Origin of the sequence: Rhizobium mayense (assembly GCF_030272705.1) — a bacterium.
GTDB classification, from domain to species: domain Bacteria; phylum Pseudomonadota; class Alphaproteobacteria; order Rhizobiales; family Rhizobiaceae; genus Rhizobium; species Rhizobium mayense.
In genome coordinates, this window is record NZ_JARFYM010000008.1 from 1 (window position 1) to 24,293 (window position 24,293).

16 protein-coding genes and 1 pseudogene are annotated in these 24,293 nt (G+C 60.0%); 2 read left to right on the top strand and 15 right to left on the bottom strand.

The features are described 5' to 3' along the window. Nucleotides 1–116: pseudogene (locus PY649_RS12260) on the top strand (IS110 family transposase); the annotation flags it as partial. A gap of 319 nt (nt 117–435) precedes the next feature. On the opposite strand, the gene PY649_RS12265 reads toward PY649_RS12260, so the two are convergent. The 15 genes from PY649_RS12265 to PY649_RS12335 all read right to left on the bottom strand — a co-directional run bounded on the left by PY649_RS12265 (nt 436) and on the right by PY649_RS12335 (nt 23,933). Next, nucleotides 436–1,527, bottom strand: a complete 1,092-nt coding sequence (locus PY649_RS12265) for a porin (protein WP_285868683.1) — start codon at nt 1,525–1,527, stop codon at nt 436–438. A gap of 346 nt (nt 1,528–1,873) precedes the next feature. Then, nucleotides 1,874–3,088 carry an OpgC family protein gene (locus PY649_RS12270; RefSeq protein WP_285868684.1) on the bottom strand — a complete coding sequence of 405 codons (1,215 nt, stop codon included), beginning with the start codon at nt 3,086–3,088 and terminating at the stop codon, nt 1,874–1,876. 93 nt (nt 3,089–3,181) lie between these two features. Beyond that, nucleotides 3,182–11,695: a glycoside hydrolase family 94 protein gene (locus tag PY649_RS12275; protein ID WP_285868685.1), complete on the bottom strand. Its 8,514-nt coding sequence runs from the start codon at nt 11,693–11,695 to the stop codon at nt 3,182–3,184. 426 nt (nt 11,696–12,121) lie between these two features. Next, nucleotides 12,122–12,802: a helix-turn-helix domain-containing protein gene (locus tag PY649_RS12280; RefSeq protein WP_285868686.1), complete on the bottom strand. Its 681-nt coding sequence runs from the start codon at nt 12,800–12,802 to the stop codon at nt 12,122–12,124. Nucleotides 12,803–13,138: 336 nt separating this feature from the next. After that, nucleotides 13,139–13,297 (bottom strand): hypothetical protein, encoded by a 159-nt coding sequence (locus PY649_RS12285; protein ID WP_285868687.1) that lies wholly within the window; start codon nt 13,295–13,297, stop codon nt 13,139–13,141. A 168-nt stretch (nt 13,298–13,465) separates the two neighbouring features. Next, nucleotides 13,466–13,654 carry a hypothetical protein gene (locus tag PY649_RS12290; protein WP_285868688.1) on the bottom strand — a complete coding sequence of 63 codons (189 nt, stop codon included), beginning with the start codon at nt 13,652–13,654 and terminating at the stop codon, nt 13,466–13,468. Nucleotides 13,655–13,818: 164 nt separating this feature from the next. Next, nucleotides 13,819–14,568 (bottom strand): ABC transporter ATP-binding protein, encoded by a 750-nt coding sequence (locus PY649_RS12295; protein WP_285868689.1) that lies wholly within the window; start codon nt 14,566–14,568, stop codon nt 13,819–13,821. Next, nucleotides 14,565–15,398 carry an ABC transporter ATP-binding protein gene (locus PY649_RS12300; protein ID WP_285868690.1) on the bottom strand — a complete coding sequence of 278 codons (834 nt, stop codon included), beginning with the start codon at nt 15,396–15,398 and terminating at the stop codon, nt 14,565–14,567. The genes PY649_RS12295 and PY649_RS12300 overlap by 4 nt, the downstream gene beginning before the upstream one ends. Beyond that, nucleotides 15,395–16,324, bottom strand: coding sequence for an ABC transporter permease (locus PY649_RS12305; RefSeq protein ID WP_285868691.1), 930 nt, complete (start codon nt 16,322–16,324; stop codon nt 15,395–15,397). The genes PY649_RS12300 and PY649_RS12305 overlap by 4 nt, the downstream gene beginning before the upstream one ends. Beyond that, nucleotides 16,321–17,388: an ABC transporter permease gene (locus PY649_RS12310; protein ID WP_285868692.1), complete on the bottom strand. Its 1,068-nt coding sequence runs from the start codon at nt 17,386–17,388 to the stop codon at nt 16,321–16,323. The genes PY649_RS12305 and PY649_RS12310 overlap by 4 nt, the downstream gene beginning before the upstream one ends. Nucleotides 17,389–17,409: 21 nt before the next feature. Then, the gene (locus PY649_RS12315; protein WP_285868693.1) at nt 17,410–19,050 is read right to left on the bottom strand and encodes an ABC transporter substrate-binding protein; all 1,641 of its coding nucleotides are present in this window, start codon (nt 19,048–19,050) and stop codon (nt 17,410–17,412) included. A gap of 37 nt (nt 19,051–19,087) precedes the next feature. After that, nucleotides 19,088–20,155 (bottom strand): dipeptidase, encoded by a 1,068-nt coding sequence (locus PY649_RS12320; RefSeq protein ID WP_285868694.1) that lies wholly within the window; start codon nt 20,153–20,155, stop codon nt 19,088–19,090. A 177-nt stretch (nt 20,156–20,332) separates the two neighbouring features. Then, nucleotides 20,333–21,358, bottom strand: coding sequence for an ABC transporter permease (locus PY649_RS12325; RefSeq protein WP_285868695.1), 1,026 nt, complete (start codon nt 21,356–21,358; stop codon nt 20,333–20,335). Nucleotides 21,359–21,390: 32 nt separating this feature from the next. Next, a complete protein-coding gene (locus PY649_RS12330; protein WP_285868696.1) occupies nt 21,391–22,932 on the bottom strand; it encodes a sugar ABC transporter ATP-binding protein in 1,542 nt (513 codons plus the stop codon). A gap of 71 nt (nt 22,933–23,003) precedes the next feature. Then, nucleotides 23,004–23,933 carry a sugar ABC transporter substrate-binding protein gene (locus tag PY649_RS12335; RefSeq protein WP_285868697.1) on the bottom strand — a complete coding sequence of 310 codons (930 nt, stop codon included), beginning with the start codon at nt 23,931–23,933 and terminating at the stop codon, nt 23,004–23,006. Between PY649_RS12335 and PY649_RS12340 the strand changes: the two genes are divergently transcribed. Beyond that, nucleotides 23,920–24,219, top strand: a complete 300-nt coding sequence (locus tag PY649_RS12340; protein WP_285868698.1) for a hypothetical protein — start codon at nt 23,920–23,922, stop codon at nt 24,217–24,219. The two genes, PY649_RS12335 and PY649_RS12340, sit on opposite strands and share 14 nt — an antisense overlap. The last annotated feature ends 74 nt before the right edge of the window (nt 24,220–24,293 follow it).

Here is a 24,293-nt window from a genome sequence, read left to right on the forward strand (position 1 = left end):
ACAAACTGGTCGCTGCCGGCAAGCCAAAGATCGTTGCTATCGTCGCCACCATGCGAAAGCTGCTAACCATCCTCAATGCCATCATCCGGGATCAAAAACCATGGCAACCAGCTTGACCAAAAAGACAGTCGCTCTCCCCGCAAGCGGGGAGATCGAGCTTATCGCGCAAAAGAGCACCTTCAGTCCGTGGCGAAGCGGCGGCGCAAACACGGAACAAGTCCCCTCTCCTCGCCTGCGGAAGAGGGTTAGGGTGAGGGGCCACACCCGCAAGATGCGTTCCCGCCGAATACACGGCTGCACCAAAAACAAGAAAGGCCCGGTAGGGAAAACCGGGCCTTTCTCCTTCTCTGATCGGAGGTCAAATCGGTTTTGGCGTCAAGCTGGAGTCAAGGCCAACGTCAAACCGGTTATGACTGGCGTCAAACCGGGATCAGATCAGAACTTGCGCTCGAAGCGGAGCACGCCGGCCCACTGGTCTTTGTCGGCAGCGTCCCAATCCGTATAGGACACTTCCGGCTCGATCAGCAGGTCCTTGACCGGACGCCAGGCGACGTTGGCGGTGGCGGCGAAGATTTTCGAGTCGGTGTAGGCGATCTGCGCGTTGGCCTGCAACTTCGGCATCAGTTGATAGCTGGCGCCCGTCCAGAAGGCCCAGTCACCCCAGCCGCAATTCGCGCCATTCGTCGGGCAAGCTGCGCGGTTGGTGTTGAGGTAGGAACCGGCATACTTGTTGAGCTTGTCGCCGTCCGTGTTCCAGCCGCCCATGAGGAAGGCCTTGAAGTCGCCGAAATCGGCGTCGATGCGCGCCTTGATGGCGCCTTCCTCGACAATGCTGTCATAGCCGCCGATGACCCGCAGCGTCCATGCACCCGCCTTGTAGCCGGCGCCGGCAACGACGTCAGGAGCATAGTGGTTGGCCTTGCCGGTCTGCCACGCGCCGCCGTAGGACGAGGTATCGGCTGACGAGTTGGAATCTTCCAGCGAGATCACCGCCGTGAAGCCGTTGCCGGCGTCATACTTGTAGGTGAACTGGTTGAGTTCCTTCGGGCCGTCATAGACGACGTCGTCGTTGATGACGTTGCCGGCATAGCCCATGAAAAGATTATACTGCGAATCGAGCTTGCCGACGGTAAAGCCGGCGAGGCTGATATTGGCCCAAAGCAGCTTGGTGGTGGTGGAGCCGCCCTCCTGCCAGTCCCAACGGTAGACCGTGTTGGTCTTCAGCGGGCCGTATTCGGTGTCGGTCGCCGTGTCGATGCTGAGTTCGGCGCGGGTGTGCCAGAGCGTACCGTTCTTGCTGTTGGCGTTGTAGGCATCGTACCATTCGCCCTCGGTACGGACGCGACCGCCGATCTTAAGGCAGGTTTCGGTGCCCGGAATAAAGAAGTAACCGGCGCCATAGGCGTCGCAAATGCGAACATATTCAAGCGGTTCCGGCTCGGCGGCCACAATGGCGTCAGCCGCCTGTGCTCCCGACGCGCCTGCCAGGGCGGCGGCCGAACCGAGAAGAAGACTTCTGATATTCATAAATACTCCAATCTAGTATCGATTGGGCATGAGTTGTCGCGCCGAAAACTCGACGTTCCCTACCCCATTCCCGTTTTGACAATCCCCACGATTGCGTCATGCACCCGTTCGGGCGCGTATGGCGCCGGGGTGGCGGCACTCCCCGAGCACCGTCACGACGCCGATGTAGGAAATTCAATTTTGCACAACAAGATTTTGAGCAATAGAATCTTTGCTGCAACGCACCGGATCACCGGTGCGTTGCAGAAAAATCACGTCACACTTCGTTCATATAAACGTCACAAAACGAAATGCCACTATAATTCAATGGATTACTTGTGGTGGTATCCGATGGCCGCAGAGCCGGCTACCGGCGTTTTTCGATGCGCACCGGCAAAGGGAGCCCACCCACGGATGTAGCCACGGGCGGCTGCGCGGCTGCATTCAGCCGCTTATGCTCGAGATAATAGGCATAGGCGAACTGTGCGACGATGCCGACAAGGACATAAGCGCCGCCGACAGCCGGGTCCTTGTTGGTGACGTAGAGGATGACCTGGCCGGCCATGGCAAGGATCGTGCCCGCAACGAAGATGTTGAGGGAATGCCGCCCGAGGATCGCCAACGGATGATCGGCGGGCCGGCGCAGCAATCGCGAAACGGTCGGCATACTGATGATGAGATAGGCAAGCGCCAGCACATGCAGCAATCGCGGCAGCGACAGAAAGGTCTTGTCGAAACCGGTAACGACCGTGGGCAGGCCGAACGCAGCGAGGTGATCGCCCAGAACCCAGAGCTTGTCGGTGACCCAGATGAAGGACAGCACGACATAGGCGAGCGACAGCGCAAACAGAACCGGATTATAGGGTATCCGGCCGCCACGCTTCACATGCATGATGGCGGCGAAGCCGATGACGAACAGGAGCTGCCAGGAGAGCGGGTTGAGAAACCAGAAGCCGTCCAGCAGCGTCGTGTGCGGCGCGATGTGATAGACGCCGGCGATCAGCCAGACACTGGCGGAAACCAAAAGCAAAAGCAGCGGGCTTCGCGCCTCCAGCACCAGGATCAACGGCAACATCAGGAACAATGCGCCATACATTGGCAGGATATTGTTGTACCCGATCTGGTGCCCGAGCAGCAGCAGGGCCGAAATGCCGCGAGCCGGATCCATCAACACGGCAAGGATGTTCACCTCGCAGAGCAGGCCTGGCTGGCGGAATATCCAGGCGCCGGAGATGAACAGCACCAGCGTGATGAAGGTGGTAATCATGTGCGCCGCATAAAGTGTAAAGGCGCGCTTGATCGCCTTCCAGGCCATGGAAAGCTTATTGCCGGGCTTGAATCGCGTGCCGTAGGCGAGACCGACGGAAATGCCGGAGATCAGCACGAACGCCTCCGCACCGTCGGAGAAGCCGAAATTCTTGGTGGTCAGCCCTTCGAGGAACTGACCGGGCACGTGATTGATGAAAATCGTGATCAGGGCCAAGGCCCTTAGAACATCCAGTCTCGTATCCCGCTGTGTCGCCGCCTTCGGCAAGCTGATTCGGGTTGCCGAAGTCACGTCGATATTAGCCCTGGAATTCATGGACTTCTCCTGTTCCGACAATCAAATGCGATCGGGGCCAAAGAGTTCCCCCTTTGGCCCCGACCGTCGAAGCGAAAACAGCGTAGGAAAACGCTACTGTCCGATCGGGTAGCCCTCTTCGGGATGGGCGATCGCCCTGTCATTAACGGTCACCAAGTATCCCTTAGCATCGGGCGCTTTTGAGACGGAAATACGGTAATTTCCGCTCGGCAACTCCAGGTCCGCCGCGAAGCTATCCCACTTCGAAGGCAAGGCCGGCTTGACGAAAAGTCGTCCGTTTTTCACACGGATACCGAGAATGCCTTCGACAGCGACACGATACAGCCAGCCGGCAGATCCTGTGTACCAGGTCCAGCCGCCACGGCCGGTCAATTGTCCTTCACCGTAAATATCAGCCGCGACGACATAGGGCTCTACACGATACGTATCGGCCTGATCACGATCGCGTGCATGGTTGACGGGGTTGAGCATGTCGAAGCAATGCCACGCATCGTCTCCGCGATTCATCTCCGCCAATGCCATCACGACCCAGGTCGCGGCATGGGTATACTGGCCGCCATTTTCGCGCACGCCTGGCGGATAGGACTTGATGTAGCCGGGATCACGCGCCGACTTGGCGAAGGGTGGCGTGAACAGCCGGATGATGCGGTTGTCGTCGTCGACGAGTTTTTCGAGAACGGCGTTCATCGCCATCTCGCCGCGCTCGCGGTCGCCTTCGCCGGAGAGAATATTCCAGGACTGCGCGATCGAATCGATCTGGCATTCGAAATTTTCGTCCGAGCCGAGCGGGCTACCGTCGTCGAAATAGCCGCGGCGATAGTGACTGCCATCCCAACCCGCCGTTTCCAGCGCTTTGCGCAATTCCGGCAAATGCTTGGTCCAGCGCTCGACGCGCTCCTTGTCGCCGCGCGCCGCCGCATAGGGCAGGAAGGCGCTGAGGGTGCCCGCCAGGAACCAGCCGAGCCAGACGCTTTCGCCACGACCCTGGATGCCGACTCGGTTCATGCCGTCGTTCCAGTCGCCGCCGAGGATCAGTGGCAGGCCGTTGCCGCCCTTGCGCTTGATCGCGAGATCGAGGGCCATGGCCGCATGCTCGTAGACGCTGACCTTATCCTGCGAGACCGTAGGCTGATAGAAGACGTCGTGCGTGCCAGGCATCAGCGCGGCCCCTTCGACGAAGGCAAGCTCTTCGTCGAGCAGCGACTTGTCGCCGGTCACGCTGCAATATTGGTCGATGGCGTAGGCGAGCCAGACGACGTCGTCCGAGATACTCGTGCGTACGCCGGCACCGTTGCCCGGCAGCCACCAATGCTGAACGTCGCCTTCGCGGAACTGGCGTTGCGCCGCGTTCAGGATCTGCTTGCGGGCAAGCTCCGGCGCATGCATGAGGAAGGCCAGCGTATCCTGAAGCTGGTCGCGGAAGCCGAAGGCGCCCGACGACTGGTAGAAAGCGGTTCGCGCCATGATGCGGCAGCCAAGGCTCTGATAGGGGAGCCAGGCGTTGATCATGTTGTTCATCGCCTTGTCCGGCGTCGAAATCTGCAGGCGGCCGGTGAAGCCATCCCAGAAGCCGCGGCTGGCTGAAAGCACAGCCTCGAAATCGGCCTTGCGGATATCGGCAACCAAGGCACGCGCTTCCTCGAGAGAAGCGGTATCGCCCATATAGAGGCAGATATCCTTCTGCTCACCGGCCGCGACCGTCAGGTCGAAGGCAAGCGCCGCGCAGGGGTCCCCGTCGAGATCGGTGGAGTTGGAGAGGACTGCGCCGGAAACGACGGCCTCCGGCATCTGCACCGTGCCGTAGCGGCCGATGAATTCGCGGCGGCTGGCCGAGAAGCTCGAATGCGCCTCGCTCGCCGCCATGAAGGCGACACGCTTGGAATAGTCGATGCTGTAAGGATTGTTGGCAAACAACGCACCCGTTTCTTCGTCCAGCGACGACAGAATAAACGGCCTCGTCTTATGCGGATTGGTGCCAAGCACCCATTCCGCATAATTGTAGAGCCGCAGCCGGCGGACGCCGGCGCCCGTGTTGCGGATGCGCAGGCGGAAGAGCTTGATCGGACGCTCGCGGTCGACGGTTTGCGTCAGTTCCAGCGCTATGCCGTTCTGTTCGCTCGAGAACACCGAATAGCCGAGACCGTGACGGGCCTCAAATTTGACCTTCGGGCTGCGCGACAGGCCTGCATAGGGAGTCATCACCATATTGCTGTCGAGGTCGGTCAGGTAAAGCGCCTCGCCCGGACGGTTGATGACCATGTCGTTGGTCCACGGGGTCAACTGATAGTCGCGGGAATTGTGGCTCCAGGTGAAGCCGCCGCCTTCCGCAGGCACATGGAAGCCGAAGCGCTCGTTGGAAATGATGTTGACCCACGGATGCGGCGTCGACTGACCGCCGGCAAGCCGGACGACATATTCGCGCCCATTGTCGGCAAAACCACCGTAGCCGTTCCAGAAATCGAGATCGTCCTGTGCTTCCAAAGAGTCGGCAGCAAAGACCGACTCTTGCGGCACCATCGGCACGGCAAGGCGATTGGCAGGCGCCGGACCATCGGACTGTGCCGAAGCGAACAGCGTCGCCGCACGTGCGATCTGGTCGACGAGCTTACCGTTGCGCGCATGGAAGATCACCCGCGAGGCGGCGAGAATCTGCTGATAGGTCTCGTTCTCGATCAGGTCCTTGCGTACCGAGAAGATGTTCTGCCGCAGCCCGTCGCCTTGGTTGTGGCGGACGTGCTCGACGAGCTTGTCCAGCTCGCGCTGCATGTCCTGGGCGAGGTCCACGGCGCGCTCGTTGACGATCACGAGATCCGCATTAATGCCGCGCGAACGCATGTATTCCGCCGCGCTTAGCGCTTCCCTGGCGATTTCGAGATCGATGTCGTCGTTGATGCGCAAGGTGAAGATCGGGAAATCACCCGAAATGGTCACCGGCCAGAGTGCCGACTGGGAATGCAGGCCGGCCTGAACGGTAGCTCCGTCGGCGCGCAGGTGCATATCCGGATAGACGAGGTAGCGGGCGAGCTTCTGGAAGGCTGCCGCCTGCTGCGAGGTGACGCCGACATGGCGCATCTGCATCTGCGTGCGCGTCCAGGCCTGCGTGAGCTCAATCCCGAAAGTATCGGGGTTGCGGTAGCGTTCGACAGCCTTGTCGACATCCTCGCGGTTCGGCGCGGCGATGGTCCAGAAGATGACGCTGACCTTCTTGCCGGCAGGAACGCGGACGACCCGGCGCAGCGACAGGCAAGCGTCCATCGTGAAACCGTCCGTACCGGACAAGGTCGCGCCGGGATCGAATGCGGCAGCCTCCGCAAGGGTGCGGCCCCGGCCGAGGAACTTACGGCGGTCCGTCTCGAATTCGGTCGGACGCTCCGCGCCGGCATTGTCGACGACCAGATGGGCGACCGACATATCGGGTTCGTTGTAATCGCGCTTGTTGCGCTCGGCGCGGATCACGTCGCCGCTGCCGCCGATCTCCGTGCGCACGAACATGCGCGCAAAGACCGGATGGCCTGAATCGACATCGTCGCTGGCGAGCGCTGGCTCGAGATAGGAGGTCACTTCGATGAAGCGGTCCTCCGCGCCCATGTTGAGCAGCGTGACGCGACGGCCTTCGGCATCGTTTTCCGTTGCGACGATGCACTCGACCTCGCTGGTGAGATCACCGATGATCTTGGTGTATTCCACCTTTTCGTCGCTGAAGGAGACTTTGACCTTCTCGCCTTCAATGCTGCGCGGCTCAGAGGTGGTGGACCACCATTGGCCGGAAACGGTATCGCGCAGGAAGATGAAGGTGCCCCAGCGATCTTCCGTCGGATCGGGCCGCCAGCGCGAGACGGACAAGCCGTTCCAGCGCGAATAGCCGGCGCCGGTCGCCGTCAGCATGGCGGAGTAATGACCGTTGGAGAGGAAGGCGAGTTCGCGATCCTGCGTGGCCGGATCGGCGATCTTCCGGATTTCCGGACGCAGCATATCTTCCTGGATATTGGCCGGCTGATCGCTCTCATGCTTGGCAGCCATGACGGGGATATCGCGCGGCGCCTTTTCCTGCAGCAGCAATTCGGCCGCTTCGATCACCGGATCGGCGTGGAACAGCTCACGCAGGCGACCGTTGAAGGCGACGTTGGCGATAGCCGCAATCGACATGCCATGATGGTGGGCATAGTAGTTGTAGACCACCGCGCACTTCTTGCCTTCCGGAACGCGGGTCGGCGTGAAGTCGACGGCGTCGTGGAAGCCATAGGTGCCGAGCGCGCCGACCTTTCGCAGCTTCTGCAGATTTTCGAGCGCCGCTTCCGGACGATACTGGCTGGCCAGGATCGAGGCATAGGGCGCGATGACGGCATTCTGGCCGAGGCCACGCTTCAGGCCGAGCGAGGGCACGCCGAAATTGGTGTACTGGTAGTGCATATAATGGTCGCGGGCATTGAAGGCCGCTTCCGAAATGCCCCAGGGAATGCCGGCGCCCAGGCGCTTGGCATAGTTCATCTGCTCCTGAACGATCAGATTGTTGGTCTGGTTGAGGATACCGCCCTGGCGCTCCTGCATGACGAGCGGCGGCATAAGATATTCGAACATCGAGCCGGACCAGGAAACCAGCGCGCCGCGCGAGCCGATCGGCACGACCTGGCGGCCGAGGCGGTACCAATGTTCCGTCGGCAGGTCGCCCTTGGCGATCGCGAAGAGGCTGGTGAGGCGGGCTTCGGACGCCAGCAAGTCGTAGCAGGCGGCATCGAGTTCGTTGGTTTCCACACGGAAGCCGATGGAGAGCAGGCGCCGTTCCGGACGGTAGAGGAAACTGAAATTCATCCCGAAGGCAATTTCACGCATGCGGTCGCGCAGCTTTGCCAGGCGTTGACGCAGCGCATCGACATTGGCGAGATCGAAAACGCTGTCGGCGATATGGCCTTCGCAGACCTTCACCAGTGATTCCGACCAAAGCAGGACCTCGCCGCTCTGCGGCGACTTGACCTCGTAGTCGAGGTTGGCGGCGAGCTTCTGGATATCATGTGCCAGGACCGAGAGGTTGATGATGCGGATCGAGGCGAACTCATGCTCGCGCTTGACGGCCGCCAACGCGTTCCGGAAGCCGATGATGCGTTCTTCCAGTCGATGACGCAGCGGACGGACGGTCTTGCGGTCATCCGGCAGTTCGGCAAGCATTTCGCCGAGAATGCCGGCGACATCGCCGATACCGTCGAGATTGCCCTGCATATGCGCGGAAGGCGCTTCCGCCCAGATACGGCAGGCCGAAGACACGGCGATCAGGTGGCCGGCAAAATTGCCGCTATCGACCGCCGAGACATAGCGCGCGCCCATCGGCTTCAATGTGTCCGTATGATACCAGTTGCAGAGATGCCCGCGGAACTTCTCGAGCTTCTCGACGGTCGCCATGGTCTTTTCCATGCGATCGATGGTTTCTTCGAAGGAAATCCAGCCGAAATTGCGGGCCGAAATCACCGAGAGCAGGTAGACGCCGATATTCGTCGGCGAGGTGCGCGAAGCGACCACCGCATGCGGCGTCTGCTGAACATTGTCCGGCGGCAGATGGTTTTGCTGCTCGACCACGAAGGTGTCGAAATAGCGCCAGGTGCGCCGCGCGATCTTCCGCAGCTCCGCCGAAACGCTTTCCGGCACTTCGAGCTTGTCTTCGGTTTCCGCCGTCTGGCTGACATACCAGGCGATCGCCGGCGACAGAACCCACAGCAGCGCGAAGGGAATGCCGACAAAAAAGGCATTATCGCCGGATACCGATGCGAAAGCCAATGCCAGCAGCGCCAGCACTGGCGCGTGCCACATGACGCGGTAATGGCCGAGAATCGTCGTCTGCGCCGCAGCCTGGGCGCTGGCAGCCGTACGCCACTGCAGCATCAGCTTGCGGCTCACGAACGCACGGTAGAGCGAGCGGCCGATGGCGTCGGCCATGATGCAGGCGCTGTCGGCGATGAAGACGATGCGCAGCGCCACTTGCGCATTGGCAGCGCGGATATCCGACCAGACCGTATAAAGATGGGCCCGGGCGACGATATCGCTGGTGCGCGGAATGATGCCGTTGATCAGCGACAGCGTCGGCGCGACAAACAGGCAGAAGATCAGCAGGATCTGCCAGATCAGGGCGGCGAACGGCTCCATGAAATACCAGCCGAGAACCGAGGCGAAGAACCAGGCGATCGGCGTCAGCGAGCGGCGCAGATTGTCCATCATCTTCCAGCGGCCGAGGCCGGTGACGCCGCGCATCGGATTGAAGAGATAGGGAAGCAACTGCCAGTCGCCGCGAGCCCAACGATGCTGGCGCGAGACTTCCACTTCGTAGCGGATCGGGAAATCTTCCACGAGCTCGCAGTCGGTGACCAGTGCGCAGCGTGCCATCGAGCCTTCGAGCAGATCGTGGCTGAGAACCGCGTTCTCTTCGATCTTGCCCTTCAGCGAGGCCTCGAAGGCGTCGACATGATAAAGGCCCTTGCCGGTGAATGTGCCTTCTTCGACCAGGTCCTGATAAACGTCGGAGACGGCGAAGACATAGGGGTCGAGACCGCGATTGACGGAGAAGACGCGCTGGAACACCGAGGCGTCCTTGCCTGTCGTCAGCGACGGGGTGACGCGCGGCTGCAGCACGCCGTAACCGCGCACAACACGCTTGCTTTCGGGATCGAACACCGGCCGGTTGATCGGATGATGCAGCTTTCCCACGAGCTTGGTGACCGTGTCGCGTACCAGGCGCGTGTCGGAATCGAGCGTCATGACGTATTTCACGTCCTTCGGCACGGTATTGGCGCCGGGCAGGAAGGTCGTATCGCGATCACCGCGCAACAGCAGGTTCAGCTCATGCAGCTTGCCGCGCTTGCGTTCCCAGCCCATCCAGGCGCCTTCGGCCGGATTGTAGAGGCGGCGGCGGTGGAGCAGATAGAAGCGCTGCGTGCCGTCCTCGGCATAGCGGGCGGAGAGACTGGCGACTTCGCGGCGGGCGTAATCCAGAATTTCCAGATCGCGCTCGCTCTCTTCTTCCTTGCTGTCCGGCCAGTCGCTGAGCAGCGCGTAATAGACCTCACCGCGCGGATTGGCGAGGTAATGAACTTCGAGATTGCGCACCAGCTCGTCGACGCTGTCGCGATTGCCAATCAGCGTCGGCACGACGACCAGCGTGCGGGCGTCTTCCGGAATGCCCTCCTTGAACTCATAGCCGACGAGACGCACCGGCGTGAGGAACATGGTGACCACGAAGTTGAACAGACCCGTCGCGCCTTCCGATGCGGGCAGCGAGAACATCAACAGCAGGATGATGGTTTCGGCCCAGCCCATGCCGGCCTGGATCATGAAATAACCCACGATCCAAAGAGCGATGACAGTCAACAGAAGAACAGGTGCGGCGATCGCCAGCCAGTTGAACTTGCGCCACTCGCGGACGAAACGCTGCGACAGCTTCGGCCGGAAACCGATCGCCTTTTCCAGCTTCTCGATCTGCTGGCCGACGATGAAATCGCCGATATTGGGTTCATGCGGCTGCGGCTCGCCCGAGGCCTTGGCCGCGTCGGTCATCGCCATGGCGACCTGGGCGATCTCCATTTCCGTCTTGTCGGAACGGCGCGCCAGCTTTTCGATCGCGCGGCGATAGCTGTTGCGGGAGCCGGGATCGAGCTTTGCATAATCGGTCTCGTCCCAGAGCAGCTTGTCGACCGCGCTGACCTCTTCGACCCAGCCCGACCAATCGGTGTCGTCGATCAGTCGCAGGCTCTTGATGATATTGCCCATCGTCACATTGCCGGACGACAGACGATTGTGCTCGGCCATCATGACGGTTTCGGCGTCGGTGCCGGCGTCCGTCAGGCGCCTCTCCAGCCAGGTGACGGCAAGGCCCGACGTATGCGAACCGTCGCGCAGTCGATAGAGGAACTGCGTCGCAAAGGTATTGTCTGACGTATAGGGTTCGAGCGTCTTCAGGAACTCGGTGACCTTGGCGTCGTCATTGATACGGATTAGCTCATCGACGGCGGCATTGGCCTTCTTGCGCGTCAGGCGGCTCTGTTCGACGCGGCTGGAGATGCGGCGCAGATTGTCGACGAGCACATAGCGCACGAGCGATGGAACCGCCCAGAGCTCGCCGATCTTCAGCATCTCGTGCGACTGGAACCCTTCGACGAGCGCTAGCAGCCCCTGGTTGGATACGGTGCTGTGCGTGTGGGCGACATAGAGCCAGGCGAGCGCAAGCGTGCGCGGCATCACCATGCCATCGATGGTGATCGTCTGCAGCTGATCGTAGAATTTCTTCGGAAAATCGCGACGGACTTCCTGGATCGCCTCTTCGATGATGTAGTGGTTGTCGAGCAGCCATTCGGCGGCCGGCGTGATCGATTCGCCTGCATCGACATCGGCATTGGCCGAACGGTAGACGCGCAGGATCTCCTTCTCGTTCTCCTTGTGCCGCGCGAAGAAATCGAAGGGCGCAAAGCCCGGCAGCTTCGTGCTGGCGCCGTTGCGGGCGAAGGCCGAACCGCATTCCCGGATCTGATCGTTGGAGAAATAGGCAGCACGGATCGAATCGTTATGATCGATCTGCTTGGCTTCAGAATCGCGCGGCGGAACAACAGTGGAGAGATTTTGAGATGTCATGGATTCGGGTTCTGGGTCCAAACAGAGTGACTGGCATTGTCGCCATCAACGTCTTTTGCCCTGCCCGACACAACTATTCACACATTTGGACCCTTAGCTTCGCTTCCCGGCGTGCGAAGGGGATGAATTCGAAGTGACGGCTTAGAACAAACGTATTCAGGCGAAGATTTTCACGGCCTCTTCTTCAGAATTCGTGGCAATTTTGCGCCACCATTCGAAGCAGGCTTCCGTGAAACTTGAGACGCGGCCGGATGGTTCCGGCAGCAGTCCGCACGTGTCAAAGACAATCGATCAAGATCATGAGGCATTCTCCTTAGGCTGATTTCTTGCGATCGGAAATTCAGCAGGGCTTGGCAGGTTGAACCCTCCATATCCCGCAGAAGATGAACTTAAACTGAACTCCCTCAAAAGATTCGCGAATTCCTCTCAAGAGCCGTTTTTCTCAGGGTAGGAAATGATCGACAGGAAGCGGATCGGCAGGCTCACGAGCACCTCTGGACCATGCGGCGCGTCGGCGTCGAAGAACAAGCTGTCGCCCGGCCGCATCGCATAGAGCTTGTCGGCATGACGGTATTCGACCTCGCCTTCCAGCATATAGATCAGTTCCAACCCTTCGTGTTGAAAAGCCGGAAAAACATCGGAATCGGCAGTCAGCGTGATAAGATAGGGCTCGACCTGCAGTCCGCTAGATCCATTGCCGATGTGGCCGAGCAGATTATACTGATGACCGGCGCGCGTACCACGCCGCTCCATCTCCAAACCCTCGCCCGCCTTGACAAAGACCGCATTGCGCTTTTCCTCGAAACGCCGAAAAAACGACGTGACGGGCACGCCGAGCGCCCGCGCCAAGGCTTGCAATGTGGTGAGTGACGGAGACGTGTTGCCGTTTTCGATCTTCGAGAGCATGCCGAGCGAAATGCCGGTGGCCGAGGCAAGATCGGCACCGGTGATGCCGAGCTTCTTGCGAAAGGCACGGACCTCGTGGCCGATCGCCACTTCGAGATTGTTCTCCTTCGGGTCGCGTGGGGCATGCGGATTCTGTTTCAGAATCGCCCTCGCTCCGTGAGCGCCGTTCCGCCTGCTCTGCCCAGCCTCCGCCTTGGTCATGCTCCCGCCCCGCTCTATTTAGTATTTTGGCGGAGCTTACTGTTTTCATGAAGCGCATTCTATCGGGCACAAGAAATTTTCTTTGCCCGGCGAAGTTTTGGCAGCGCCGGGAAAAGAAGAGTTGCCGTAAGGGAAGGTTTCAACTTGGAATGGGAAGGGGCGACGCGGCGCCAAATCGGGCCTATCTGGATATTCGCCCGATCAGCCGCTGCCGCCATTGAGAAACAAAAGATGGGATGAGACCTCAGCCGCAACCGTGTGGCGCACTCCACACCGGCGGCCATCCGTCGATGATCATGATCGGCCAATGGCCGTCACGTCATCCTTGCGGCGGGTTCAGACCACGACGCCGATGACGATGGCAGCAACGAAAAGGAATGCGGCGGAAAACAATGCAACATGAATCGCGGTCTGAATCTTATGCCGCGTCGCCGCGACGCGCTTCGAACCGTCGAACTGATTCACATGCGTATTCGACATACCCAAATTCGTCATGTGTTGCCTCCGTTCGTTTTTTTGTTGGTGTCTCACGGGACGAGCCCGTGGCTGACATTCATATAATCCCTATCAATTAGGTAGACATGATTTTTTGTCCAGAGGCCAACAACGGAAAAAATAAACCACTGGACTATGGTCAGGCCCGCAAGATCAGCAACGCTGAACTCAGCAGAGAATGCGGCGAGCCCAGATCAAGGTGCGCTCTACGGCGCTTGCTTCAGGAGCCGGAGTTTCGGTCGGACCGATCTGACGGCGGCTGCTTTCTTCCGGCAGAGTGACGGTCAGCACGTCCTCCTCTTTCGCCGGCATCGGCGGATGAAGATAACCCATGGTCATGCCACCCATGAAAAACATGCCTGCCTCCACTCGTGTATGACCCGAAACAGGGATCACGAAAGTTAACCGCCATTAACGGGATCATGACAGAATTGCGGCACGAGTCAATAGTCTATACGATTGGTCGTCTTTTAAGCGCCCCTTAACAAAAGGGGCGCTGAAGACCTAACAATTACAGTTGGTTAGTCGCGGACAAAACCCTTGCTCGCAACCATCAGATTGCGCGTGTAGTCCTGCTTGACATCGCCGGCTGCCAATTCTTTTGCGCTCAGCCGCTCGACGATGGCTCCGTTCTGCATCACCACAAGCCGTTCGCACATGTGGGTGACGACGCCCAGATCGTGGCTCACCATAACGAATGTCAGATGACGATCCCTGCGCACCTGCTCCAGCAGATTGAGCACTTCCGCCTGCACGGAAGCGTCCAGCGCCGAGGTCGGCTCGTCGAGCAACAGAATGGACGGCTCGACGATCAGCGCGCGGGCGATGGCAACGCGCTGACGCTGGCCACCGGAAAGCTGATGCGGATAGCGAAAGCGGAATCCGGTGCCGAGGCCAACCTCGTCGAGCGCCCGCGTGATGCGCGTCTCGCTGTCGCCGATGCCATGGATCGCTAAGGGCTCCAGCAGCAGCCGATCGATGGTTTGACGCGGATGCAGGGAGCCGTAGGGGTCCTGGAACACCATCTGCACCTGGCGATAGAAAGTCTTGCTGCGTTTCGAACCCGCCAGCGCCTCGCCGTCGATGCGGATCGCGCCGTCGCTGACCGGCGCAAGACCGGCGACAGCGCGCAACAAGGTCGATTTGCCGGAACCGGACTCGCCGACTAGGCCGAAGGATTCACCCCTGTCGACATCGATGCTGACGGCATCAAGGGCATAATAACCATTATAGACGACGCTGAGGCCGTCGACCGCAAGCGCCGCCGTCATGCCGCCCACTCCGGTTTGCGGTCGAGAACCGGCAGCGGATGGCGGTCCTCGCCAATCACAGGCATGCAGTTCAACAGGCCGCGCGTATAGGGGTGCTGGGCATTGTTGAGCTCGGAAGCCTTCAGCTCCTCGACGATCTTGCCCGCATACATGACGATGACCCGGTCGCAGAAGGAAGATACCAGCCTCAGATCGTGCGACACGAAAATCAGCCCCATGCCGCGCTCCGACACCAATTTATCCATGATCCTCAGCACATCGAGCTGCACGGTGACGTCGAGCGCCGAGGTCGGCTCGTCGGCGATCAGCAGTTCCGGCCCGGCGATCAGCATCATCGCGATCATCGCGCGCTGCCCCATGCCGCCGGAGACCTCATGCGGATGCAGGTCGTAGACGCGCTTGGGATCGCGGATCTGCACCGCTTCCAGCATGGCAAGCGCACGGTCGCGCGCTTCTGCCTTGCCGACCTTCTCATGCGTGCGCAGCGTCTCGGTGATCTGCCGGCCGATGGTCATCACCGGGTCGAGCGAATATTTCGGATCCTGCAGCACCATCGCGATGCGTTTGCCGCGCAGCGACCGGCGCTCCTTGGCTGAAATCGACAGCAAGTCTATACCGCTAAAATTCAGCCGGTCGGCGGTGACGATGCCATGCGACGACGTGAGGCCCATGATCGCACGGCCGGTCTGCGACTTGCCGGAACCGCTTTCTCCTACGATGCCGAGCCGCTCGCGCCCAAGCGTGAAAGACACGCCGCGCACCGCTTCTATCACGCCGGTGCGGGTGGGGTAGCGAACCCTGAGATTCTCGACCGTCAATAGCGTAGTCATTGGCCGCTCTCCTTCGGATCGAGCGCATCGCGCAAACCGTCGCCGAGCAGGTTGAAGCCGAGGCTGACGATCAAGATAGCGATGCCGGGCATAGCCGCGACCCACCATTGGTCGAGATAGTATTTGAACCCGGTGGCGATCATCGCGCCCCATTCCGGCAGAGGCGGCTGTGCGCCGAGGCCCAGGAAACCGAGACCTGCCGCCGTCAGAATGACGCCGGCCATATCGAGCGTGACACGCACGATCACCGAGGAGATGCAAAGCGGCATGATATGGCGGAAGACAATACGGATCGGCGATGCCCCCATCAGCTGCACTGCGGCAATGTAGTCCGAGCGCCGCACGGTCATCGTCTCGGCCCGCGCCAGGCGCGCATAGGGTGGCCAGGAGGTGATGGCGATTGCGATGATGGCGTTCTCGATGCCTGGGCCGAGCGCGCCTGCAAAAGCGAGTGCCAGCACCAACTTCGGGAAGGCGAGGAAGATATCGGTGATGCGCATCAGCACGGTATCGGTCCAGCCGCCTGCATAGCCAGCTATCATACCGATAAACAGCCCGAGCGGCGCGGAGATGATCGCGACGAGCACAACGATATAGAGGGTCCATCGCGATCCATAGATCAGACGGGACAGTATATCGCGCCCAAGATTGTCGGTGCCGAGGAGATAACCGTCAGTACCGGGCGGTTTCAAATAGGCATTGGTAAGATCCCCGATGCTTGGCGGATAGGGGGCGATAACATCGGCAAGCGCCGCCACAATGACGAGAGCAATGATGATCAGCAATCCGAGAACGGCCAGCCGATTGGCGGAAAATTGCCGCCATGTGACATAGGCGCGCCCGAGGCTTGCTTGCCGGCGCGACTGCGGCCGATCTGACAGCAGCCAGTCACGCCAGGAAATTTGCGTGGCGGTCTCAGCCGTCATTTACGTCGCGTCCTTGGATCAAGAGTGCGGTAGAGCAGGTCGGAGAGCAGGTTGATCCCGACGAAGACCGTGCCGACGACCACAGTGCCGCCGAGCACGGCGTTCATATCGGCGTTCTGCAGCGAGCTGGTGATATAGAAACCGATGCCCGGCCACGAGAACACGATCTCCGTCAGCACCGAGCCTTCCAGCAACCCGGCATAGGAGAGCGCGATCACCGTGATCAGTGGCACGACGGCGCTGCGTAGCGCATGGCCCCAGATCACCCGCGTCTCCGAAAGTCCCTTGGCGCGGGCGGCGACGATATATTCCTGACCTAGTTCGTTCAGCATGAAACTGCGTGTCATGCGGCTGATATAGGCAAGCGAGAAATAGCCGAGCAGCGAGGCAGGCAGAATGATGTGGCGGAATGCATCCCAGAACACATCCCATTGCCCCTGCATGGCGCTGTCGAGCAGATAGAAACCGGTGATCGGCGTGAATGTATATTCGAAGGCGATATCGATGCGGCCCGGATAGGCAACCCAGCCGAGCTTTGCATAGAAGATGAGGAGCGACACCATCGCCAGCCAGAAAACCGGCACCGAATAGCCGACAAGGCCGATGACGCGGACGACCTGATCGATGAAACTGTTGCGGCGCACGGCGGCAAGCACGCCAAAGGGAACGCCGAAGACCGCGCCTATGATCGTGCCGACTGTCGCGAGCTCCATCGTCGCTGGAAAGACGCGCCGGATATCGTCCATCACCGGATTGGTGGTCAGCACGGAGGTGCCGAAATCGCCGCTCAAGGCACTCAGCAGATAAAAATAGAACTGCAGATAGAGCGGCTGATCGAGATGCATCTCGCGCCGCAGACGCTCCAGCACTTGCTGCGGCGCGTGATCGCCGGCAATCGCGAGCGCCGGATCGATCGGAATGACGCGCCCGATGAAGAAGGTAACAGCGAGAAGGCCAAGATAGGTGGTGGCTGCCACGACCAAGAATCGCAGCAGCCCCATCAAAAATGGAGCGGCACGGCCCTTCTTGGGCCGCACCTGCATTTTACGCTCGACAGTGCTCAAAAGACTAATCCTGCCGGATCATCACTTCGAGATCGGCCAGACGAAGTTGTTGTCGAAGCTCGGGCCGAGCTTGAAATCCTTCACGTCCTTACGATAGCCGGCGACTTCCGTCTGCTGAAACAGGATGACGAAGGGGCTCGCTTCCAGGAACTTCTTCTCGATGTCCTGATACATGGCGCCGCGCTTGGCTGCATCGCCTTCGAAGAGAGCAGCCTTGGCCAGCTTCTCCAGCTCGGGCGTCGTCCAGGTGTTGCGCCAGACGAGCGTCTTGTTCGTGCTGGCATCGGAGTTGTCGTCGTTGGTCGTGAAGGTATCGGCGTTGGAATGGGGATCCCAATAGTCCGGCCCCCAGTTGCCGAAATAGATGTCGTGATTGCGGGCGCGATACTTGGTCAGCTTCTGCTTGCCGTCGCCGGGGATGATCTCCACCTTGATGCCAGCCTGGCCGAGCGTCTGCTGGATCGCCGTAGCAATGCCCGTGTCCGGCTCGATGCTGCGCACGTCCATCGTCACCGAGAAGCCGTTCGGCAGACCTGCCTTGGCCAGCAATTCCTTGGCCTTGGCGACGTCGAGCTTGAACGGGTTCTCATCCAGCGAGCCGAGCATACCCTTCGGCTCGAAGGTCTGGTGGATCTCGCCGATGCCCTTGATCAGCGTCTTGCCGATGGCATCGTAGTCGACCAGGGACTTGAACGCTTGCTGCACTTCCGGCTTGGCAAGGTTCGGATTCTTCTGGTTGAGACTCATGTAGTAGATCGTGCCCTTGGGCGCGCTGGTCGAAGCGAGCTTCGCGTTCTTCTCGATAGCCGTCAGATCGGTCGGCGAGAGATTGCGGGCAATATCGATATCGCCGTTCTCAAGCGCCAGGCGCTGTGCCGAGCTTTCCTTCATGAAGCGATAGATGACGCGGTTCAGCTTCGCCTTTTCGCCATAGTAATTGTCGTTGCGCTCCAGCACGACGGCTTCGTTTGCGCGCCATTCGCGCAGCTTGAACGGTCCGGAACCGGCAAAGCCGGTCTTCAGGAAGCCATTGCCGAAGTCGTTGTCATACTTGTAGTCAGCAGACGGCGTTACCGGCTTCACATGCTGCAAGACCAGCTTCTTGTCGACCACTTCGGCGACGGTCGCCGTCAGGCAGTTGAGCACGAAGCTCGGCGCATAGGGCTTGTCGACGGTGAAGACGAAGGTGTTCGGATCGGTCGCCTTGGCCTTTTCCGTCACGTTGCTGCCGTTGAGACCGAACTGGGTGAGGATGAAGGCGGGGCTCTTGTCGAGCTTGACGACGCGCTCGAAGGACCATGCAACGTCGTCGGCGGTGATCGGATTGCCGGATGCGAACTTCAGGCCGGGCTTCAGCTTGAACGTATAGGTCAGGTGATCGTCGGAGACCGACCAGCTGTCGGCGATGTCGGCCTTGATCTTCGAGGTGTCGTTGATGTCGAGGCGGACGAGCAGGCTGTAGGTATTGCCGGTGATTTCGGCAGCGGACAGTTCGTAGGCTTCGGCAGGATCCATGCTCAGGATGTCGTCGAAGGCGAAACCTTCAACCAGCGTATCCTTGGGCGTCACAGCGTATGCGTTCGGCGCCGCCATCAACAGGAATGTCAGAGCCGCACCGGCCGAAAGGGCGCGGAAGTTGCGGTTCATCTTGGTCATCATCATGTTTTCGTTCCCTTATTTTAGCTTTTGTTACTGTATGTTATGCACGCGACGCGCTGCTTTCTCCCCAAGCAGACGCGAGAATCCGAAGCCAGTTCTCCCTGCATAGCTTCACCAGATCCGCTTCACCATAGCCAACGTTCCTGAGCGCAGCAATCAGCTTTTGATTGCCTGCAGCATCGCCAATTTCCTCCGGAATCGTTGCCCCGTCGAAGTCCGATCCGAGACCGACGCAATCGATGCCGACACGTCTGACGAGGTGGTCGACATGGCGAACCATCGCCTCGATCGCGGTGTTGGCATCCGAGCGACCGTCCTCGCGCAGCATGGCGGTCGCATAATTCAGGCCGACGATGCCACGACTTTCCTTGATGGCGTCGAGCTGCTTGTCGGTCAGATTGCGAGCGACAGGGGTCAGCGCATGCGCATTGGAATGGCTGGCAACCAGCGGCTGGTCCGATGTTTTCGCCACATCCCAGAAGCCCTTCTCCGTAATGTGAGCGAGATCGATCAGGATGCCGAGGCGGTTGCACTCGCGCACCAGCGCAAAACCGGCATCCGTCAGACCCGGGCCGGTATCCGGCGAACTCGGATAGGCGAAGGGTACGCCATGGGCAAAGACATTGTTGCGGCTCCAGACAGGGCCGAGCGAGCGCAGGCCGGCCGCATAAAAGGTCTCGAGCGCGACGAGGTCGGCGCCAATGGCCTCGCAGCCTTCCATATGCATCACCGCAGCGAAGACGCCCTTTTCCATGCAATCGCGGATTTCGGCGGTCGAGCGGCAGAGCTTCCAGACACCGGCACGATCGAGCCGGAGAGCGATGGCTGCCATTTCAAGAGCGGTATCGAGCGAGGGCGCGCGCTCCAGCGGCGGCGAGAGCGGCGTCGCGTAATGGCCGTTGCGGTCGGGATCGGCGAAGACGAGATTGCCGGAGGGGATATAGATGGCGCAGAGACCCCCGGCCAGCCCGCCGGCCTTGGCGCGCGGCGCATCGATATGGCCGGTCGATATCCCATCCCTGAATTCAGCAACCGGATCGGCTCCTTCGCGTGCATGATTCCAGAGTCTCAACAGTACGTCGTTATGGCCATCGAATACGGATTGCATTGTCTATCCTGGATAAAGCGCTCGAACGAGCGGAGTGGAAGCGGTCAGAATAGAAAAGATGGCGGGATTCGCCATACCTAAATGAAAAAAATCTGCATTAGCATAGAATGTCGCAGAAAACGGAAAAGGCGGGAGCAAAACTCCCGCCCTGAGGCATCAGACAAAACCGCGGCTGTTTCAGTGTTTGACCCGCTTCTTCTGGCGGTAGACGTCGATCGCGACAGCGGCGACGATGATGATGCCCTTGGCGATTTCCTGGTAGTAGGCGTCGACGTTCAGGAAGGTGAAACCCGAGATCATCACACCGAGAATGACGGTGCCGATGATCGTGCCGGTGATTCGGCCAACACCGCCGGTGAGCGAGGTGCCGCCGATAACAGCCGCAGCGATCGCGTCTAGCTCGTATGTCACGCCCATGCCGGCCTGCGCCGTCTGGACGCGGGCGGCGGTGATGATGCCAGCAAGACCGGCCAGCAGTCCGGCGATCGCGTAGACCTTGACCAGATGCGCCTCGACATTGATGCCGGAGACGCGCGCCGCCTGCACATTTGCGCCGATCGCATAGGTGAACTTGCCGTAGCGGGTGTAGCGCAGCACGATGTGGAAGATCAGCGCGACGAGGAGAAACACCACGACGGGCCAGATGCCGGTGCCGATGAAATTGAACTGATCGGTGAGGCCGGAGACCGGTTGCCCCTTCGTGTACAATTTCGACAGGCCGCGTGCAGACACCATCATTCCGAGCGTCGCGATGAACGGCGGAATCTGGGTTTTCGTGATGAGCTGGCCGTTGACATAACCAGCGGCAAGGCCGATCAGCAGACCGATGCCGATCGGAACGAAAAACGGCATATCGGTCAGCGCCGGATAAAGCGCACGGCTCCAGGTGGAGGACTGCGCGAAGCTCGCCGCCACCATGGCAGTCAGGCCGACGACGGAGCCCGATGAAAGATCGATGCCGCCGGTGATGATGACCTGCGTCACCCCGACCGAGATGATGCCGATGACGGAGACCTGCAGGATCATGATCTTCAGGCGCTGCACATTGAGCAGAAAGCTCTGGCCTACGAAAATCCAGCCGAGGACTTCGCAGACGAGCGCAATGCCGATCAGCACGAGGAAGATGCCGAGTTCCGGCGGCACGCGGCGGCGTCTGGGGCGCGTCACGGACGGTGCGGTCGCCTCTGCAACTTTGCTAACCATGGTTCAATCCTCCTTTGCGACGGCCGGCGCGATCATTGCGCCGCCAGCTCCATCACCTTGACTTGGGTTGCATCCGCACGATCGAGAAAACCGGTCACCCGTCCCTCATGCATCACCATGATGCGGTCGCTCATGCCGAGCACTTCGGGCATCTCCGATGAGATCATGATGATGGCGACGCCGTTGCGCGCCATTTCCGTGACCAGACGGTGTATTTCCGCCTTGGCGCCGACATCGATGCCGCGGGTCGGTTCGTCCAGGATCAGAATACGCGGATTGGTGAGCAGCCAGCGGCCGATCAGCACCTTCTGCTGATTGCCGCCGGATAGATTTTCGACACGCTCATCCAGATTCGGCGTCTTGATGCGCAGCTTGCGCGCCATGTCGTCGCAAGTCTCCTCGATCGAGCCCTCCTGCACGAAACCGGCCTTCACGAACTTGTCGTGCAGCACGGCGACCTGCATGTTCTCGAGCACGCTGAGGATCAGCAGACAGCCGGTGTCTTTCCGGTCTTCCGTCAAAAACGCCATGCCGTGCCGGATCGCCGCCGCCGGCGAGGCGATATCGACCTTCTTGCCGAAAAGCTCGATCGTGCCGGATGAGGCCGGCGTCACGCCGAACAGCGTTTCGGCGACATTAGAGCGACCCGAGCCGACCAGCCCCGCAACGCCCAGAATTTCGCCCGCCTTCACCTCGAAGGAGACATTGGAGAAGACGCCGTTGAGGCTGAGATCCTTGACGGCAAGAACCGTCTCGCCGATCGGCACCTCTTCCTTCGGGAACATCTGCGTGATCTCGCGGCCGACCATCATGCGGATGATGTCGTCGCGGGTGACGTCGGTGGAGGTGTGCGTGCCGATATATTTTCCGTCGCGGAACACCGAGAATTCATCGGCGATCTCGAACAGCTCGTTCATTTTGTGGGTAATGTAGACGATGCCGATGCCCTGCGAACGCAGATCGCGGATGATCTCGAAGAGATGCGCCACTTCGCGTTCGGTGAGCGCGGAAGTCGGCTCGTCCATGATCAGCACATCGGAATCATAGGATACCGCCTTGGCGATCTCGACCATCTGGCGGTTGGCGACCGAAAGCTCCCGCACCTGAATTTCCGGATCGATGGTGATGTTCAGCCGGCGAAACAGTTCCTCGGTCTTCCTGTTCATCGCGGCATGATCGACGAAGCCCAGACGGTTCTTCGGCTCGCGGCGGATCCAGATATTCTCCGCAACGGTCATGAACGGCATCAGGTTAAGCTCCTGATGGATCATCGCAATACCGTTCTCCAGCGCATCCAGCGGCGATTTCAGGCGGATCTCGACGCCCTTCAGGCGCACCTCGCCTTGATCCGGCGTGTAGATGCCGGCCAGGATTTTCATCAGCGTCGACTTGCCGGCGCCGTTTTCACCCATAAGCGCATGCACGGTGCCCCGCTTCAGACGGAAGGAAACATCATCGAGGGCAAGCACGCCCGGAAATTCCTTGCGAATGCCCTCGGCACTCAGCAGATAGGCGGCATTGGGGACCGCGCCGCTGGCGCGCACGGCAGCCATGGTGGATGGGCTCACAACCATCTTTTCCCTCCCGAGGGCTGGCGGAATTTGAGGATGCGGGCGCTGGCGCCCGCATCCGTCGACAACAGCCGTCAGTTCTTCTTGACGAAGTCCTTGGCGTTTGCCGGCGTCACGAGCTGGAAGGGGATATAGACCTTCTTCTCCACCTTATCGCCCTTGGCAAGCTTCAGCGCGGCATCGACCGCGCCCTTGCCCTGGCCGGCAGCGTCCTGGAAAACGGTGACTTTGAGGTCGCCGGCCTGCATGGCGGCCAAGGCATCCTGCGTCGCGTCGACACCACCGACGACGATTTTATCCATCGATTTGCCGGCCGCCTTCAGCGCCTGGATCGCGCCGATCGCCATTTCGTCATTGTTGGAAATGACAGCATCAAAATCGAGACCGCTGGAGAGCCAGTTGGTCATCAGGTCGGAACCCTGGGTGCGCTGCCAGTTGGCGGTCTGCTCCTGAACGATCTGGATGCCCTTGCAGTCGTCGGTGGCGAGCACGTCGTGCACGTCCTTGGTGCGCATGCGGGCCGCCTGGTTCGAGAGCTCGCCCATCATGACCACGGCTTTGCCCTTGCCCTTCAGCAGACGGCAGATTTCCTTGGTTTCCAAGGTGCCGGATTCCTGTTCGTTGGACGCGACGAAAGCCTGTTTGTCCGGCAGGCTATCGACGTTTGCGGGCTCGCGATTGACGTAAATCAGCGGGATTTTCGCGTCCGCCGCCAGCTTCGATATGGCGGCCGTGGCATCCGTATCGACCGGATTGACGATGATGGCATCGACGTGGCTGGCAATGAAGTTCTGGATTTGGCTCTGCTGCTTGGCGACGTCGTTCTGTGCGTCCTCGACCTGCAGCGTCACGCCCTTCATCGACTTGGCATAATCCTGCATGCCGTTGCGCAGAACGGTCAGAAAATTGTCGTCGAACAGCGCCATCGACACACCAATATTTTCGGCATGGGCGGCCGTCGACAGCATGAGCGCCATGGCGGAGCCTAGAATGAGTTTTTTCATGATTTTTCCTCCCAACTACGGTGTCCGGCCACACCCCTCCTCAACGCCGGAACCCCCGGTCTACACCGCAGGGCCAATAATCCGGTCCGCCGTCACTCCCACAACGGCAACCCTAAAACGGAACAAACAGACCGTTAAACTTCATATGCGGAATATTTATTCCATTTATCAGCTAAAACGTCAACACTATTTTGTAGCCGCGCCGGCGGAATGGGCGATCAGCGCGCGACAGGAGAAGTTTCAGTGGAAAAAGGCTGCAAAAGGCGACGATCGGGCCTACATGTGAGCCGCCCAATCCGATGGAACGGACATTCCATCGACATTTGAATGGCGTAAAATGCCGTTGACATCAGGCCGAAA